Source organism: Phycicoccus avicenniae, from assembly GCF_018139485.1.
Classification (GTDB): Bacteria; Actinomycetota; Actinomycetes; order Actinomycetales; family Dermatophilaceae; genus Phycicoccus; species Phycicoccus avicenniae.
On record NZ_JAGSNF010000001.1, the window covers coordinates 111386 to 127834 of the forward strand.

Consider the following 16449-nt stretch of genomic DNA (forward strand, 5'->3'; position numbering starts at 1 on the left):
TCAGTCCTCCGATCGCAGGAGCCGGACGAAGACGAGCGACATCGCCATGACGAGGACGACGAGCAGGAAAGAGTTCGCCGCCCCTGTCCCAAGATCGGCCCGGGTGATGTGGTTGTACAGGTGCAGGCCCGCGGTCGTCGTCGACCCGTACGGGCCTCCCTGGGTGACGACGAAGGGCTCCGCGAACATCTGGAACACCGCCAGCGTCTGGAGGACCACGGCGAAGAGCAGGGTGCGCCGCAGGAGCGGCACCGTGATCGACCACAGCCGACGTGCTCTGCCGGCACCGTCCAGGGATGCGGCCTCGTACACGTCCCCGTCGATGGCCTGCAGTCCGGACAGCAGGATGATGACGATGAACCCCGTGGTCTTCCAGATGAAGAGCAGGGCCAGGGTCGGTTTGGCCCAGGTGCTCGTCGTGAGCCACCCGATGTCGGGCAGCCCCACCGCGCCGAGCGCCGCGTTCACGGCGCCGTAGTTCTCGTCGAAGACGACGACCCAGATCTGGGCGACGGCGACGAGCGGTGTCACGAACGGCACGAGGAACGCCACCCGGTAGAACGCTCGGAGCCGGGTCCGACCGCTGTCGAGCAGCACCGCGGCGACCAGGGCGATGACCAGCTGCGCGGGGATCACCAGCAGCCACAGCACCGCGGAGTTGCCGAGAGAGGACCAGAAGGCGGGGTTCGTCAGCAGGTAGGTGTAGTTGTCCACGCCGACCCAGCTCGCGGCACCCGAGCCGCGCCAGTCCGTGAAGCTGAGCCGCAGCGTGAACGCCATGGGGTAGACGCCGAAGGCCGCGAAGAGCAGCACGAACGGCGCCACGAAGACGTACGGCGCGAGACGGTTCCGTCGGCGCCTCGACGGCGGGGAAGGGCGGGTGGAGCCGGCGGTGACGGCCGGGGCCGTCACCACCGGCGACGAGGTCGTCGTCGACACGGGTCAGCGGTCCCGGGCCGTACCGGTACGCGGGCTCACTGACGGTCCACGAGGTTGGTCTGGATGTCGCCGCCCGCGGACTCGATCACCTGAGCCGGATCGAGGTCCCCGTCGAGCATGCGCTGCACGTCCGCGCCGAGGTAGTCCACGGCGCCCGCCCACCACGCGGGGATCGGCGTTCCTTCGGGGATCTGGTCGCCGGCCTCGACCGCGATGGTCCAGAGGTCCTGGTCGCCGAGGGCCTCGACCGGGCCGAAGAGCGGATCCGCGGGGTCGGCGGCCGGTCGGTAGCTCGGGACCGACGTGTTGAGCCCGTCGGGGTAGACCTCGTTCGGACCCCACACGGCGGAGTAGCCGGCCTCGTCGAACATGAGGAACTCGTAGAAGAGCCAGGCCAGATCCGCGTTCTCGCCGTCCTTGGGCAGGACGAACGACGAGCCGCCCATGGCCCCGGACCGTGCGCCACCCGCCTCCCAGGCCGGCAGCGGCATCGCCCGCCAGTCGCCGGCGGTCTCGGGCAGCAGCTGCTGCGGGGCGAAGCTGAACCAGATGGCCCAGGGGTAGAACACCTGGTCACCGGACTCGAGAGGTTCGATGTCGCTGGGGCTCAGATACTCGGCACGGGTCCCGAGGTTCTCGCTTCGCACCGTGTCGAGGAACGACAGGATCTGCTGGTACTCGGGGGAGTCGAGCCGGAGCTCACCGTCCGCGTCCGCGATGCTCGTCCCGAGCTGGGAGGCGTACATCTCCAGCTGCAGCTGACCGAGGAACGCGCTCTGCTCGAGGTGGATCGGCCCGGAGTCCGGGCGGGCCTCCTTATAGGCGCGGGCGGCGTCGAGGAGGTTGTCGTACGTCTCGATGCTGCCGGCGTCCACGCCGGCCTCGCTCAGCGCCGCCTCGTTGTAGTAGAGAAGCCCCGGGTCGAGGTCGAACGGCACGCCGTAGGTTGCCCCGTCGACCGTGTTGACGCCGAGCTTCTGCGGTGCGATGTCGGCAGCGTACGGCTGCAGCACGCCACTGACGTCCCAGAGGTAGTCTGCGAATCCCGCGACCTTCGCGTCGTCGAGAAACACACCGTCGGGCACGTCCGTCCCGGTGATGAGGGTGTTCTGGAGCTTGGCGTCGATGTCGATGGCGACGTGGTCGACCGTGATGTCGGGGTACACCTCGTTGAAATCGTCGATGGCAGCGTCGAACACCTCGTACAAGTCGCCCGACCGGTCCCAGATGGTGATCTCTCCCGACGGGGACTCCCCCTCCGGCGGCTGCAGCACGTTCTCGGCAGCGGCCGTGCGATCACCCGTCGTCTCCTCGGAGGCGGTGATCGTCGGCCCGCACCCGGCGAGCACGATCGTCGCCGAACAGAGGCCGGACACACCGAGCGTCAGCGACCGATGACGTCGCGGACGGCGATTCGGAGCAGCGGCCCCGGGGGTGGGGGCTGGTCGATCGAGCATGAGCACTCCTTCGTGCTGGGCGATCAAGGGTGCGAGGGTCCGGCCGTATGGCCGGTGTCCCGTTGGGCACCTGTCGGCGTTTGCCAACGTATGCAAAGTAGACGCAGACTTGCACACGTTGCAAGGCCTATGCTGATCCTCGTTCCCGAGGGCCCGGCGTCGAGCTGGCCGGATGGAGGTCGGTGTGCCTGCGACGCTGCGTGACGTGGCCGCGCACGCGAACGTGTCAGTCCGCACGGTGTCCAACGTCGTGGCGGGCCACCCCCACGTGAGCGACGCGATGCGGCGCCTCGTCCTCGGCGCCATCGCGGAGCTGGACTACCGGCCGAACCCGGTCGCCCGCACGTTGCGGACCGGCCGGACCGGAGTCCTCGCCCTGGTCGTCCCCGAGATCGACGTTCCCTACTTCGCCGAGCTCGCGCGAGAGATCATCGACGCCGCCAGCGGACTGGGGTACCGCGTGATGATCGACCAGACCGGGCACGATCACGACCGCGAGCGGGCCCTGCTCACGGGCGCCGACCGCACGATGCTCTTCGACGGCATCCTGTTCAGTCCGCTGGTGACGCGCTCCGAGCTGCTGGAGATGCATCCGACGACCGCGATGCCGTTGGTGCTGCTCGGCGAGCACGAGTTCGACGGGCGCTACGACCATGTCGCCATCGACAACCACCAGGCGGCGGCCGACGCGACGCAGCACCTGGTGCAGACCGGCCGGTCCAAGATCGCCGCGATCGGCGCGCAGCCGACTCAGGCCTTCGCCACTCCTCGCCAGCGGGGCGCCGGCTACCTGGCGGCGCTGGACGAGGCGGGGATCGGGCCTCGGCCGGAGTACCTCGAGTCGGCCGCGCGGTATCACCGGGCCGATGGGTACGCCGCCGCCGAGCGATTGCTCGACCTGGCGGACCCTCCCGAGGCGATCCTGTGCTTCTCGGACTTGCTCGCCATGGGCGCGATGCGTGCCGCAGCGGACCGCGGTCTCCGCATCCCGGAGGACCTCGCCGTGGCCGGTATCGATGACATCGAGGAGGGCCGCTACTCGAGGCCGAGCCTGACGACGGTGTCGCTGGACACCCCGTTCATCGCCCGTGAGGCCGTTTCTCGCATTGCGGCTCGGATCGACGACCCGACGGCGCCAGCGGCGGAGATCGTCGCCCCGCACGCGGTGCTGGTCCGCGAGAGCACGACGGCGTCGACTCCCCTCTGATCGCTCGGCTCTCCCCGGTCCTCGGGGCGCTCTCCTGGGAGATGGGCAGAGTCGACCACTTCCGACCATCTACCGCTCCTGCCTTGCAACGTCGGCAAATGGTGGGCACCCTGTTCTTGCCATCGTGCGCAACCCGGGCAGCGTCGCCCTTCGGAACGGAGACGGCATGAGCAGACACGACCTTCGAACTACTCCTGTCCCACTCGGTCAGCCGGTCCCGCGGCGAGACCCGTCCTCTCGTGGTCGCCGTCCTCGGAGGCCCTCTTCGATCGTCGTGCTGATGATGGTGACGGCCCTGGTCGTCGCCATGTCGGGCGCCGTCGCCGGATCCCCGGCGGCGCAAGCAGCACGCGCCGGCTCGGTGTTGTACAGCCCGAACCTGGCGACGTACCCCAGCGGTACAGCTGGGTACCCGCGGGCGATCAGGCTCGATCAGGACGGGTCGCCGAACGAGACGATGCTGGCGACCTTCGCTCGTGGCGCGCACAACGGGCCGACGACGATGCCCGTGTATCGGAGCACCGACGGCGGTGGCAGCTGGGCGCAGATCTCCTCCATCTCCAGCAACACCCCCGGGTGGGACATCGAGGCGCCGACCCTGTTCGAGGTTCCGAGGTCCATCCCCGGCCTGGCAGCGGGCACGATCCTGGCGGCCGGGACCGCGTGGCAGGTCGGCGACTACACGGCCCAGAAGGTGGAGGTGTTCAAGAGCACGAACGGCGGCTCCAGCTGGACGTTCCTGTCGAACTGCACCAGCACCTCGGGGCAGCCGAACGGGTGGGGTCACGGCATCTGGGAGCCGACCTTCCTCGTGGCCGACAACGACGCGCTGGCGTGTTTCATCTCCGACGAACGCCCTGCGAACACCCCGACCAACAACCAGCTCATCGGTCACTACACCTCGACCGACGGCGGAGTGACGTGGGGCAGCACGCTCACCCAGGACGTCGCCTTCCCAGCCGACAACCTGCTGCGCCCGGGCATGCAGACGTTCGCCGAGCTGCCGAACGGCGAGTTCGTCATGACCTACGAGATGTGCCGGGACGCGACTGATCCCGACGACGCGTGCGAGGTGTACCTCAAGCGGAGCGCCGACGGACTCAACTGGGGTCCGCTGGGCGACCGCGGGACACTCGTTCGGACGACCGACGACCGTGAGCTCTTGCACACGCCTTACGTGGCCTGGGTGCCGGGCGGCGGGCCGGACGGGACGCTCATGGTCTCGGGACAGCGTGTCGTCTCCGGTCCAACCGGCAACAAGACCGTGCTCGCCGAGTCGGGTTCGGTCCTCTTCGTCAACAGGGCTCTGGGGAACGGGCCATGGACCGAGGCCGAGACCCCCGTCACGGTCGACCCGACAGGCGGCTACGCCGCAGGGGTGGCGTCGTGCCCCGGCTATTCCACACCGATGGTGCCTCGCCAGGACGGCACCAGCTACGTGTACTTCGCCGCCACCCTGCTGACCGGCAGCCAATGCGAGCTCCGGACCGGTATCGGCACTCTTCCGGGGCCGACCGGCGCGATCATCGGGGCCGGTGGCAAGTGCCTCGACGTGGACACGAACACAGCCGTCAACGGACGCCCGGCGCAGCTCTGGACCTGTGGCACGGCGACCGGCCAGGACTGGTCCGTCGACGCCGATGGGACCGTGCGCGCCTTCGGTCGCTGCCTGGACGTCGACGCCAACGGCACGACGAACGGCACCAAGGTCCAGTTGTGGGAATGCAACGGTGCCGGCGCCCAGCAGTGGCGAGCCCAGTCCGATGGCACCCTGCTCAACCCGCAGTCCGGCAAGTGTCTCGATGTCCCCTCCGGCAACACCGCCGACGGGACCGACCTGCAGATCTACACGTGCAACGGGTCTCCCGCCCAGGCATGGGTGCTGCCCGGCTTCCCGACCGGCCGCATCACGGGACCAGACACCGCCCCGAAGTGCGTCGACGTCGACACGAACACGCCCACGAGCGGCAACCGTGTCGGTCTGTGGGACTGCTCCGGGGTGCCGGGGCAACAGTGGACGATGCGGCCCGACGGCACGGTCCGTGCCTTCGGCAAGTGCCTGGACGTGCAGGGCAACGGTGTCGCCAATGCCACCCCGGTGCAGCTGTGGGACTGCAACGGGGGTGGCGCCCAAGTGTGGGTACCCCAGGCCAACGGATCGCTTCGCAACCCCCAGTCCGGACGATGCCTGGACGCTCCCGCCGGGTCTGCCAGCAACGGGACGAAGCTCCAGATCTACGACTGCAACGGTCAGGCTCCCCAACGTTGGACGGTGCCGGTGTGATGGCTGGCGACACTGTTCGCGACCACGGTGTGCCCGTGACGAGAGCGGGGTCAGGTGCGGCGGACACTGGTCCTGGCTCTCAGCTGCCCGTGGTCCGGCTCCTGATGATCGAGGACATGCTCCGCGCGCAGGGAGCCGTGCGGACGATGGAGGTCGCGACGCGGCTCGCGGTCAGTCCGATGACGGCCCGACGTGCACTGGCCGCGCTGGCTCAACGGGGCCACGAGTACCAGAGAGTTCACGGCGGCATGGTCCTGCGTCGTGACAGGTCGAGCGCGTCACCCTCCTGACAGCCCGTCACCCGTCCGGAGTTGATGCCGGCGGACTCCTCGACACGAACAGCGGATCTGCCCGCGATGTGGTGGTCGGCAGGCGGTGACGTCCCGGTCGCGTTCCCGTGGTCGCCCCGTTCCGGTCGGATGCGTCGGCACCAGCGAGCGGTCCGGGCGCCGGGTGGTTACCGTTCGACCTCGACACGTCCGACCGGGAGGGTGTGGGCTCCCCGGGTCTCGGGTGCCGGACCGCCCCGTGGCCCTGCGGCGACTCGGTGACGATGGGCGCGGTGGAAGGCATCGTGCTCGGGTTCGTCACGGTCGCGGCCGTCATCGCGGTCGGGGCCCTCTCGGCGCACCTCGGGGTCCTCGGCGCCGAGGCGCAGGCGGTCCTGGCCCGCACGGCCTTCTTCATCGGCTCGCCCGCGCTCCTCATGACGACGGTGGCGGACGCGGACGTCGGCGACGTCATCTCGGGCGGCCTCGTCGCGACCGCCGCGGGGGTCGCGGTCGCGGCCGTCCTCTACGTCGTCGCCGCACGCTGGGTCTGGCGCCGCCGGGGTGCCGACCTCGTCGTGGGGGCCCTCTGCTCGTCGTACGTCAACGCCGGCAACCTCGGTCTGCCGATCGCCGCCTACGTCCTCGGGGACGCGGCGTACGTCGCGCCGACGCTGCTCCTCCAGCTCCTCGTCCTCCAACCGCTCGCGCTCGGGCTGCTCGAGGGCGGGGCGCCCGGCCGGTCGTCGTCTCTCGGGGCGGTGCTCGGGCGGGCCCTGTCGAACCCCATCACCGTCGGGACGCTCCTGGGGCTCCTGATGTCGGTCACCGGGTGGCGCCTGCCCGAGATCGTCGCCGCCCCCGTCGGGCTCGTCGCCGACCTGGCCGTCCCCGCGATGCTCCTCGCCTACGGCGTCGCACTGCGGCTGGGCCCGCGCCTCGGGGGTCAGGACCCGGCGGCGGAGGTCACGGTGGTCGTCGCCCTCAAGGTCGTCGTGCAGCCGGTCGTCGTCTGGGTGGCGGCGACCGCGCTCGGGCTCGACGGCGCGACGGTCCTCGCCGTCACGGTCTGCTCGGCCCTTCCGACGGCGCAGAACGTCTTCGTCATAGCGACCCGCTACGGCCGCCGGCCGAGCCTGGCCCGCGACACCGTGCTGCTCTCGACCGTGGCGTCGACGGCCTCGATCGCCGGCGTCGTCGCGCTGCTCGGCTGAACCTCGACGGCAGCGCGGCACGCGCAGTCGCTCGCCGGCAGGAACACGGCCCCGCCGTGACCTGTACGGGGTCGGACTGCTGGCGGACGGCGGTGAGGTCGTCGATCGGCACGTGCCGTGAGTAGCCGGGCCGTGACGGTTGAGCGGTCCGCGCCCGGGTAGGAAGCCGTGATCCCCGATGGAGGAGGCACGATGCCCGAGGTACCCGCACAGGAGCAGCAGTGGCCGGGCCGCACCGACGAGCTGACACCGGCCCCCGACCACGGGGAGGAGTCCTGGGTCGGGCGCGAGCGGCTCACCGGCAGACGGGTCCTCGTGACCGGCGGCGACTCCGGCATCGGCCGGGCCGTGTGCGTCACGTTCGCCAAGGAGGGCGCCGAGGTGCTGTTCACGCACCTGCCCCAGGAGGAGGACGACGCGGCGGCCACCGTCGACGCTGTCGCGGCTGCGGGCGGACGGGCCCGCGCGGTCGAGGCCGACCTGCGGACCCACGACGCGGTCCGGTCCGTGGCCGACCGGGTCCGGGAGGACCTGGGCGGGCTCGACGTCCTCGTGTGCAACGCCGCCTACCAGATGACGCACGACCTCCTCGAGGACTTCCCGCCCGAGCAGGTGAAGCGGACCTTCGCGACGAACGTCTTCCCGGTCTTCTGGCTCGTCCGCGAGCTCGCCGAGGAGCTGGAGGCCGCCGGCGGCAACGTCGTCGTGACGACCTCGGTGCAGGCCTACCAGCCCGCCGACCACCTCCTCGACTACGCGGCGAGCAAGGCGGCGCTGACCAACCTCGTCGTCAACCTCGCGCAGGAGCTCGGGCCTCGCGGCGTCCGGGTCAACGCCGTGGCGCCCGGGCCGATCTGGACCCCGCTCATCCCGTCGACGATGAGCGGCGACAAGGTCGAGGGCTTCGGCTCGAGCACGCCGCTCGGACGGGTCGGTCAACCCGTCGAGGTGGCGGCCGCCTTCGTCTTCCTCGCCTCGGACGAGGCCGGATACGTCTCCGGGTCCGTGCTCGGGGTGACCGGTGGGAAGCCGGTCTTCTGAGGGCTGCGGGTCACGCGTCGGCGTCGGGACCGGGATGACGCGCGACGTCCGGCTCGAACCCGTGCCGGACCCCCCACAGGACGGCCTGGGGGCGCCGGTCCACGCCGATCTTGCGGTACGCGCTGCGGATGTAGGACTTCACCGAGTTGATCGACAGGTACGTGCGCGCCGCGATGTCGTCGTTGCGCAGACCCTGGGTGATGAGGGCGAGGACCTCGGCCTCGCGCGCCGACAGGCCGTGGTCGCGTCCCGGCCAGTCGCCGGTGTCGTCGTCGTCCGTGGCGGTGCGGTCGACGACCCGCTCTCCCGCGTGCACCCGCTCGAGGGCGTCGACGAGGTCGGCCGCGGACATCCCCTTGGACAGGTAGCCCGAGGCGCCGCGCTCCAGGGCGGTGCGGGCGAGGTCGTCCTGGGTGTTCCAGCTGTAGAGGACGACCTTCTCGGCGCCGCCCCGGGCGAGCAGGTCGGGGATCGCGGCGCGGTCCGCCTGGTCCTGGGCGAAGGTGTCGTACAGGAGGACGTCGACCGACCGCTCGACGGGCATCCGGGAGTCGAGCTCGACGAGGTGGACGCGGTCGCGGAACGGCTCGAACATCCGGGCCAGCCCCTGGACGACGATCTCGTAGTCGTTGACCAGTGCCACCCGCACCGGCCGCCTGTCCTGCGCCATGGCGTCAACGTAGTCCACGAGCCGTGCCGGCCCGCACGGCCGAGCCGGCGCACCCACCCTTTGGGGTGTGGCGGGCCCCGTCGGCGACACGTGAGGGTGGTCGAATGTGCCTGCCAGTGACCAGGACGTGAGCATCCGCGTCGCCTCCGTCCCGACCGACCACGTGTACGTGCGTCACCTCGACCCCCCCGACGGGCCCGCCACGGTGCACCGGCTCCCCGACCCGACGTCCGGCGGCAGCGCCGCGGGCGCCCCGTGGTGGCCGCCCCGGGTCCTCGAGCCCGACTGGCTGCTCGAGAACGCGGACCGGTTCGACGTCGTCCACGTCCACTTCGGCTACGACGCCAAGAGCCCCGAGGACCTCGTGCGCTGGACCGGGGTGCTGCGCGACCTCGGCACGCCCCTCGTCCTCACCGTGCACGACCTGCGCAACCCGCACCACGAGGACGCCGCCCTCCACGACGCGCAGCTCGAGGTGCTGCTCGAGGCCGCCGACGCGGTCCTCACCCTCACCGACGGGGCAGCCGCCGAGATCCTGCGCCGGCACCGCCGGCCGGCGCGGGTCGTGCCGCACCCGCACGTCGTGCCGCTGGAGCGGGTGGCCCGCCCGCGGGAGCCGCACGACGGCTTCGTCGTCGGGGTCCACTGCAAGAGCCTGCGGGCGAGCATGGACCCCCTGCCCGTCGTCGAGACCCTCGCCGAGGTCGTCCCGACCATCCCCGGGGGCAGCCTGCGGGTCGACGTGCACACCGACGTGATGACCGGGACCTCGCCCCGCAGCGACGCCCGTCTCGTCGAGCGTCTCCTCGCCTTGTCCGCGGACCGCCGCATCGACCTCGCCGTCCACGACTTCTTCACCGACGACGAGCTCTTCGACTACCTCGGCTCGCTCGACGTGTCCGTGCTGCCGTACCGGTTCGGGACGCACTCGGGCTGGCTCGAGGCGTGCCACGACCTCGGGACGACCGTCGTCGCGCCCGACTGCGGCCACTACGCCGACCAGCGACCGGTCCTGCTGCACCGCACGGGGGACCCCGGGGCTCTCGCCTCCGCCGTCCGTCGGGCCCACGCGGAGGGGCCGTTGCCGCGGGCCACCGTCGAGGGCCGCCGGGCCGAGCGGGTCGAGCTCGCGGCGACCCACGAGCAGGTCTACCGCGGGGTCCTCGCCCGGGGGGTGCTCGCGTGCACGTCGTAGTCCTCGCGGCGGCCGCCCACCCGGTCGTCGAGCCGTTCGCCGGCGGGCTGGAGTCGCTCACCTGGCACCTCGTCAGCGGGCTGCGTCGGCGGGGTGTCGACGTCACCGTCTTCGCGGGGGCGGGCAGCGACCCCGACCTGCGGGCCCATGTCCTGCGCACCCGGCCGCTGCGGCTCAGCGACGCGGCCCGCTCCGACGTGAGCATGGTGCCCGAGCCGTGGCTGCGCGAGCACCACGCCTACCTCCAGGTCATGCTCCAGCTGCAGCGGCGCGACGACGTCGACGTCGTCCACAACAACAGCCTCCACCACCTGCCCGTCGCGATGGCGGCGTCGGTCCCCGCGTCCACCCTCACGACGCTGCACACCCCGCCCACCCCGTGGCTCGAGCCGGCCATCGGGATCGCGGCCGCCGACCCGGCCCACTGCTCGCGGCTCGTCGGGGTGAGCGAGCACACCGCCGCCGCCTGGCGACACGTCGGGACCGTCGACGTCGTGCGCAACGGCGTCGACGTCGACCGCTGGCGTCCGGGCCCCGGCGGGACCGACCTGGCGTGGGCGGGACGCATCGTGCCCGAGAAGGCGCCGCACCTCGCGGTCGCCATGGCCCGCGCGGCCGGCCGGCGGCTGCGGCTCGCCGGGCCCGTCGGCGACCGGGACTACATGGAGCGCTGCGTGGTACCCCTGCTCGGCGACGGGGTCGAGCACGTCGGGCACCTCGACACGACGGGCCTCGCCCGCCTCTTCGGGGAGAGCGCCGTCACCCTCGTCACCCCGGACTGGGACGAGCCGTACGGGCTCGTCGCGGCGGAGTCGCTCGCGTGCGGCACCCCCGTCGTCGCCCTCGACCGCGGAGGGCTGTCCGAGGTCGTCGACGAGGCCACCGGCGTCCTCGTCGACCCCGCGTCGCCCGACCTCGCGGCGGCCGGCGCGGACGCGGTGCTCCTCGCCGAGCGCCTCGAGCGGCGTGCGTGCCGGCAGCGCGCCGAGCGGGAGTGCTCCGTCGACCGGATGGTCGGCGAGTACCTCGCGCGGTACGAAGGGCTGTCAGCCGGGCGGGTCGCATGATCGCCTGGTACGTCCACCACGTCGGGCGGGGGCACGCCGCCCGGGCGGCCGCGGTCGCCCGTCACCTGCGGCACGACGTCGTCGGGCTCGGCTCCGGCCCGGCGCCGCGGCCGTGGCCCGGCGCGTGGGAGCCGCTCGAGCGCGACGACCTGGGAGCGGCGCCCGCCGACGTCACCGCCCGCGGCACCCTGCACTGGGTGCCGCGCCACGACCGGGGACTGGCGGACCGCTCCGCCCGGATCGTCGAGCGCCTGACGACCCTGCGGCCCGCGCTCGTCGTCGTCGACGTGTCCGTCGAGGTCGCGCTCCTCGCCCGGCTCTGCGGCATCCCCGTCGTCGTCGTCGCCCTGCCGGGCGACCGGGACGACCGGGTCCACGGGCTCGCCTACGAGGCGGCCGAGGCGCTGCTCGCCCCCTGGCCACCCGGGACGCACGACGTGTCCTGGCCCGACCGGCTGCGCGAGCGGACCTGGGCCGTGGGGGCCTTCGGCCGGCTCGACGGGATGCCGGTCCGCCCGACCTCGCGCGGCCCGGTCGGGCGCGTCCTCCTGCTGTGGGGCGGCGGCGGACGGAGCACGACGGACGCCGACGTCGCCGCCGCGCGGGCGGCCACGCCCGGCTGGGAGTGGACCGAGTGCTCCGGCGACGACCCCGCGGACGTCGTGCACGACCGGCTCGCGGCGGCCGACGTCGTCGTCACCCACGGAGGGCAGAACGCGGTCGCGGAGGTCGCCGCAGCGCGCCGCCCGGCGGTCGTCGTGGCCCAGGAGCGTCCCTTCGACGAGCAGCGCGCCACCGCGCGCGTCGTCGACCGGATGGGTATCGCGGTCGGCCTGGAGGCCTGGCCGGACGCCGCGGAGTGGCCGGACGTCCTGCGCCGGGCCGAGGCCCGTGGCGGTGAGGGCTGGGCGGCGTGGAGCAGCGGCACCGGTGCGCTCGAGGCGGCCACGCGGCTCGACGCCCTCGCGGAGGAGCGGTCCCCGGTCCGGGTCCCGGAGGCGGCCCGATGATGCCGCGGGTCGCCGTCGTCACCGTGGTCCACGGGCGGCATCGTCACCTGCGCGGCCAGCGCTGGGGGCTCGCCCGGCAGTCCCGGCCGGCCGACACCCACGTCGTCGTCGCGATGGGCGACCCCGACGTCGCGGCCGTGCTCGACGACACGCCGGGACCGCCGGCCGTCGTCGTCGACGTCCCCGTGGAGGACGACCGGCTCCCGCTCGCGGCGGCCCGTAACGCCGGGGTCGAGGCGGCCCGCAGGTCCGCCGCGGACGTCGTCGTCCTCCTGGACGTCGACTGCGTGCCCGCGGCGGACCTCGTGGAGCGCTACGTCGCCGCGCTCGCCCCCGACGTCGTCCGGGGCCGCCGCCCCGCCGTGGCCTGCGGGACGGTGCGCTACCTCGACGAGGAGACGACCGCCCGGCCCCGGGACGACTGGGACGAGGACCTGCTGCTGCGCGGCTCCCGGCCGCACCCGGCCCGGCCGTCCCCTCCCGAGGGGGCGGCCGTCGCCGGGCGCGACGCGCGGCTCTTCTGGTCCCTGTCCTTCGCGACGACCGTCGAGGACTGGTCGGCCGTCGGCGGCTTCGACGAGGGCTACCTGGGGTACGGAGGGGAGGACACCGACTTCGGTCAGCGGGTCATCGCCGCCGACGGGCACCTCTTCTGGCTCGGCGGCGGCACCGCGTTCCACCAGCACCACGGCGGGGGCGGCCTCCCGGTCGAGCACGTCGACGACATCGTGACCAACGGAGCCCGGTTCGCCGGGAGATGGGGATGGTGGCCCATGCAGGGCTGGCTGGACGCGTTCGAGGACCTGGGCCTCGTCGAGTCGGACGGGCGGGGCGGGTACGCCGTCACCGGCCGGCGCTCGCCGCGGGAGAGGAGCGGGCGGTGAACGGCGCGTGGCGGGCGGCGGAGTGGGCCGACCCGTCGGTCGAGGCCGTGCCGTCCGGGGTCGGGCAGGCGCTGGACCTCGCACGCTCGCTCGAGCCCGCGGCCCGCGCGTTCCGGAAGGAGCCGTGGACGATGCTCTCCGTGCTCGCGACGCTCGGCGCCGGGGACCTCGGGGTCGCGCGGACCGCGGAGCCGCACCTCGACGCGGTCGCCATCCGGGCCCAGGCGGGGGACCCCGACCTCACGGCCGTCGGCGTCGACGACCGCTCCACCTTCGGTGTGTACGCCGCCCGGGCCCCCGGTGCCGGCCTCGCGTCGGTCTCCGACGAAGCCGGCGGGTGGACCGTGACCGGGCGCAAGGCCTGGTGCTCGCTCGCCCCCTGTGTGTCGCACGCTCTCGTCACGGTCGACGACGGGGAGCGCCCGGGGCTGTACGCCGTGGCCCTGCGCGACCCGGGCGTCGAGGTCGAGGACGGCCGGTGGGTCTCGCGCGGGCTCGCCGACGTCACGACGGGACCGGTGGCGTTCGACGCCGTGCCGGCCGTGCCCGTCGGCGAGCCCGGCTGGTACCTCGAGCGACCGGGGTTCGCCTGGGGCGGCATCGGTGTCGCCGCCGTGTGGTTCGGCGGGGCGGCGGCCGTCGCGGGACGCCTGCTCGACGCGGCCGACCGCCGGACCCCGGACCAGGTGGCGCTCGCCCACCTCGGGACCGCCGACCGGCTGCTCCACGTCGCCCTGCTGGCGCTGCGCGGGGCGGCCGACGACATCGCCTCGGGCGCCGCGGACGGGGCCGCGGGTGCCCTGCTCGCCGGCCGGGTGCGGGCCGTCGTCGCCGACGCCGCCGAGGAGGTGCTGCGGGTCGTCGGGCACGGGCTCGGCCCCGGGCCGCTCACCGGCGACGAGGAGCACGCCCGACGGGTCGCCGACCTCACCGTCTACCTCCGCCAGCACCACGCGGAGCGTGACCTGGCCCGCCTCGGGTCGCTCGTCCTCGAGCACCGGACGTCCGCCGAGCCCTCCCCGTCGTCCGAGCGTCCTGCGTTTGCCGGGCGCCGCGGGCCGTCGTGAGCGCGGCCGTGGCGCCCGCCGTCGCCTTCCGCCACGACGACGCGGGCACACCGGAACCGGACTGGCTCCTGGACCCGCGGTGGTCCGGCGTCGCCGCCGTGGACGTCGACGTCTTGCCGGCGCTCTTCGACGACGTCGTCGTCGCGTCGGCGCACCCCGACGACGAGACGCTCGCCGTCGGCGGTCTCGTCGCGCTGGCGCACCGCGCCGGTCTGGCGGTCCGGGTGCTCGTCGTGACGGACGGGGCGGCATCCCATCCGGACGCCTCCACCTGGACGCCGGCCGCCCTCTCCGCGGTCCGCAGGGCCGAGGTCGAGGCGGCCGTCGAGGAACTGGCCCCCGGCGCCCCGGTCGATCGTCTGGACGTGCCCGACGGGGCCGTCGCGGAGAACGAGCGGGCCGTCGTCGACGCCCTGGCCGCCCGGTGCGGACCCCGGTCGCTGCTCGTGGCCCCCACGGACGTCGACGGGCACCCCGACCACGACGCCCTCGGCCGAGCGGCTCGCGAGGTGGGACGGCGCACGGGAGCGACCGTCGCCCACTACCCGTTGTGGCTCTGGCACTGGGGTGGGCCGGACGACCTCGGATGGTCCGCGGTCCACGCCGTCGAGCTCGACCGTGCAGCGCTCGACGCCAAGGCGGCTGCCGTCTCCGCTCATGCCTCCCAGCACGGACCTCTCGGCCCGGGACCCGGCGACGGACCGGTCGTCACGGGGCCGGTGCTGCGCCGGGCCTCCCGGCTCGTCGAGGTGCTCCTCGCCCGACCCGGTGACCTTCCCGTCCGCCCGTCCCGGACGGCCGATCACGTCGGTGCCCCGTTCGACGCGATGTACGGTTCCGACGACGACCCGTGGGCCTTCGACGGCTCCTTCTACGAGAGCCGCAAGCGCGACCTCGCCCTCGCCGCGCTCCTGCGCCCGCGGTACGAGCGCGTCCTCGAGATCGGGTGCGCCGACGGCGTGCTCACGGAACGGCTCGTCGAGCGCGCCGACTCGGTCGTCGCCGTCGACGTCAGCGCGCGCGCCCTCGACCTCGCAGCCGGCCGCGACCTCGAGGGCGTCGAGTGGCGCCGGGGTCGGGCCCCGGACGCCGTGGACGGCGGTCCCTTCGACCTCGTCGTCCTGTCCGAGGTCGGCTACTTCCTCACCCCGCTCGAGCTCCTCGCGACCCTGCGTCGCTGCGTCGACGTCCTCGCCGACGACGGCGAGCTCCTCTTCGTCCACTGGCGGCACCCGACGAACGGGGTGCCGCTCGACGGGCCGGCGGTCCACGCCCAGGCAGCGCCCGTCCTTGCGCGTCTGCCGCACCGGGTGCACCACGACGAGGTGGACCTGCTCCTCGACCTGTGGGGCGGCGGCGTGCTGTCCCCGGCGGAGCGGGAGGGCCGCGCGTGACGGCCGTGCGGCACGTCGTCGTCGCCGTCCCGGCCCGCGACGAGGAGGCGGTCGTCGGGGCGTGCCTGGCGTCGGTCCGGCGTGCGGTGCGACATCTCGCCGGTGGTCGTCCCCGGGTGCGCGTCGAAGTCGTCGTCGCGCTCGACCGGTGCCGGGACGCGACGGGCGACGTCGTGGCCCGCCACGGGGTGGCGGCCGTGCGCTGCGACGTCGGGTGCGTCGGCGCAGCCCGAGCGAGCGCCGTCGGCGCCGGTCTCGCCCGGGTCCGGGCCGCCGGAGGCGCGGAGGCCACGACGTGGGTCGCGAGCACCGACGCCGACGGCGTCGTCCCGCCGGACTGGCTGCACGGACAGCTCGCCCTCGCCGAGAGCGGGGTCGACCTCGTCGTCGGGACCGTGGAGCCGGGGGACGGCTGCGACCCGGCCCGGACCGCGGCCTGGCACGCTCGCCACGTGCTCGCCGAGCACCACGGGTACGTCCACGGCGCGAACCTCGGGATCCGGGCCGACGCCTACGCCGAGGTCGGGGGCTTCGCGCCCCTGCCGCTCCACGAGGACGTCGCACTCGTCGCCGCGGTCCGCGCACGCGGGCGGCCCTGGGTCGCGACGGACACCGTGCGCGTGAGGACCTCCGGTCGCACGGTCGGGCGCGCCGACGGCGGGTTCGCGAGCTACCTCGCCGGGCTGCCCACGGCCTGAGGTGTACCGGCGCACCCACCCGGGTACGCCCCACAGGACGACGGAACGACGGA

Annotated in this window: 15 protein-coding genes; 12 read left to right on the plus strand and 3 right to left on the minus strand. The window is 73.6% G+C overall.

Translation table 11 applies throughout. The features are described from left to right. Together KC207_RS00510 and KC207_RS00515 are read right to left on the minus strand one after the other, a co-directional pair. Positions 1-825: a carbohydrate ABC transporter permease gene (locus KC207_RS00510; protein ID WP_211600936.1), complete on the minus strand. Its 825-nt coding sequence runs from the start codon at positions 823-825 to the stop codon at positions 1-3. 149 nt (positions 826-974) lie between these two features. Next, complete coding sequence (locus KC207_RS00515; protein ID WP_211600938.1) at positions 975-2315, minus strand: ABC transporter substrate-binding protein; 1341 nt, start codon at positions 2313-2315, stop codon at positions 975-977. Between the two features lie 265 nt (positions 2316-2580). Here KC207_RS00515 and KC207_RS00520 point away from each other — a divergent pair, with 265 nt between their 5' ends. From KC207_RS00520 to KC207_RS00540, 5 genes are all read left to right on the plus strand, one after another. Then, positions 2581-3603 carry a LacI family DNA-binding transcriptional regulator gene (locus tag KC207_RS00520; RefSeq protein ID WP_211600940.1) on the plus strand — a complete coding sequence of 341 codons (1023 nt, stop codon included), beginning with the start codon at positions 2581-2583 and terminating at the stop codon, positions 3601-3603. A gap of 280 nt (positions 3604-3883) precedes the next feature. Next, entirely contained in the window at positions 3884-5887 is a 2004-nt protein-coding gene (locus KC207_RS00525) for a sialidase family protein (RefSeq protein ID WP_211600942.1), read from the plus strand. Between the two features lie 116 nt (positions 5888-6003). Continuing rightward, a complete protein-coding gene (locus tag KC207_RS17055) occupies positions 6004-6177 on the plus strand; it encodes a DeoR family transcriptional regulator (RefSeq protein WP_211600944.1) in 174 nt (57 codons plus the stop codon). A 263-nt stretch (positions 6178-6440) separates the two neighbouring features. Then, the gene (locus KC207_RS00535; RefSeq protein WP_249138458.1) at positions 6441-7370 is read left to right on the plus strand and encodes an AEC family transporter; all 930 of its coding nucleotides are present in this window, start codon (positions 6441-6443) and stop codon (positions 7368-7370) included. Between the two features lie 192 nt (positions 7371-7562). After that, positions 7563-8411 carry an SDR family oxidoreductase gene (locus tag KC207_RS00540; RefSeq protein WP_211600948.1) on the plus strand — a complete coding sequence of 283 codons (849 nt, stop codon included), beginning with the start codon at positions 7563-7565 and terminating at the stop codon, positions 8409-8411. Between the two features lie 10 nt (positions 8412-8421). On the opposite strand, the gene KC207_RS00545 is transcribed toward KC207_RS00540, so the two are convergent. Continuing rightward, entirely contained in the window at positions 8422-9081 is a 660-nt protein-coding gene (locus tag KC207_RS00545) for a response regulator transcription factor (protein ID WP_211600950.1), read from the minus strand. A 106-nt stretch (positions 9082-9187) separates the two neighbouring features. Here KC207_RS00545 and KC207_RS00550 point away from each other — a divergent pair, with 106 nt between their 5' ends. The 7 genes from KC207_RS00550 to KC207_RS00580 are packed head-to-tail and all read left to right on the plus strand — an operon-like array spanning position 9188 to position 16396. Next, entirely contained in the window at positions 9188-10276 is a 1089-nt protein-coding gene (locus KC207_RS00550; protein ID WP_249138459.1) for a glycosyltransferase, read from the plus strand. Then, positions 10264-11343, plus strand: a complete 1080-nt coding sequence (locus KC207_RS00555) for a glycosyltransferase (protein WP_211600952.1) — start codon at positions 10264-10266, stop codon at positions 11341-11343. Before KC207_RS00550 ends, KC207_RS00555 begins: the two co-directional genes overlap by 13 nt. Further along, positions 11340-12353, plus strand: coding sequence for a glycosyltransferase (locus KC207_RS00560; RefSeq protein ID WP_211600954.1), 1014 nt, complete (start codon positions 11340-11342; stop codon positions 12351-12353). The genes KC207_RS00555 and KC207_RS00560 overlap by 4 nt, the downstream gene beginning before the upstream one ends. Beyond that, a complete protein-coding gene (locus KC207_RS00565; protein WP_211600956.1) occupies positions 12350-13237 on the plus strand; it encodes a glycosyltransferase family 2 protein in 888 nt (295 codons plus the stop codon). Before KC207_RS00560 ends, KC207_RS00565 begins: the two co-directional genes overlap by 4 nt. Beyond that, positions 13234-14304: an acyl-CoA dehydrogenase family protein gene (locus KC207_RS00570; RefSeq protein ID WP_211600957.1), complete on the plus strand. Its 1071-nt coding sequence runs from the start codon at positions 13234-13236 to the stop codon at positions 14302-14304. The genes KC207_RS00565 and KC207_RS00570 overlap by 4 nt, the downstream gene beginning before the upstream one ends. After that, the gene (locus KC207_RS00575; protein ID WP_211600958.1) at positions 14301-15698 is read left to right on the plus strand and encodes a bifunctional PIG-L family deacetylase/class I SAM-dependent methyltransferase; all 1398 of its coding nucleotides are present in this window, start codon (positions 14301-14303) and stop codon (positions 15696-15698) included. Before KC207_RS00570 ends, KC207_RS00575 begins: the two co-directional genes overlap by 4 nt. Further along, positions 15695-16396: a glycosyltransferase family 2 protein gene (locus KC207_RS00580; protein ID WP_249138460.1), complete on the plus strand. Its 702-nt coding sequence runs from the start codon at positions 15695-15697 to the stop codon at positions 16394-16396. The genes KC207_RS00575 and KC207_RS00580 overlap by 4 nt, the downstream gene beginning before the upstream one ends. Positions 16397-16449 lie beyond the last annotated feature (53 nt).

Excerpts from the sequence above, each read along its gene's own strand:
- KC207_RS00525 (WP_211600942.1), top strand. The coding sequence starts at position 3,884 with ATGATGGTGACGGCCCTGGTCGTCGCCATGTCGGGCGCCGTCGCCGGA.
- KC207_RS17055 (WP_211600944.1), top strand. The coding sequence starts at position 6,004 with ATGCTCCGCGCGCAGGGAGCCGTGCGGACGATGGAGGTCGCGACGCGG.
- KC207_RS00535 (WP_249138458.1), top strand. The coding sequence starts at position 6,441 with ATGGGCGCGGTGGAAGGCATCGTGCTCGGGTTCGTCACGGTCGCGGCC.
- KC207_RS00540 (WP_211600948.1), top strand. The coding sequence starts at position 7,563 with ATGCCCGAGGTACCCGCACAGGAGCAGCAGTGGCCGGGCCGCACCGAC.
- KC207_RS00545 (WP_211600950.1), bottom strand. The coding sequence starts at position 9,081 with ATGGCGCAGGACAGGCGGCCGGTGCGGGTGGCACTGGTCAACGACTAC.
- KC207_RS00560 (WP_211600954.1), top strand. The coding sequence starts at position 11,340 with ATGATCGCCTGGTACGTCCACCACGTCGGGCGGGGGCACGCCGCCCGG.
- KC207_RS00565 (WP_211600956.1), top strand. The coding sequence starts at position 12,350 with ATGATGCCGCGGGTCGCCGTCGTCACCGTGGTCCACGGGCGGCATCGT.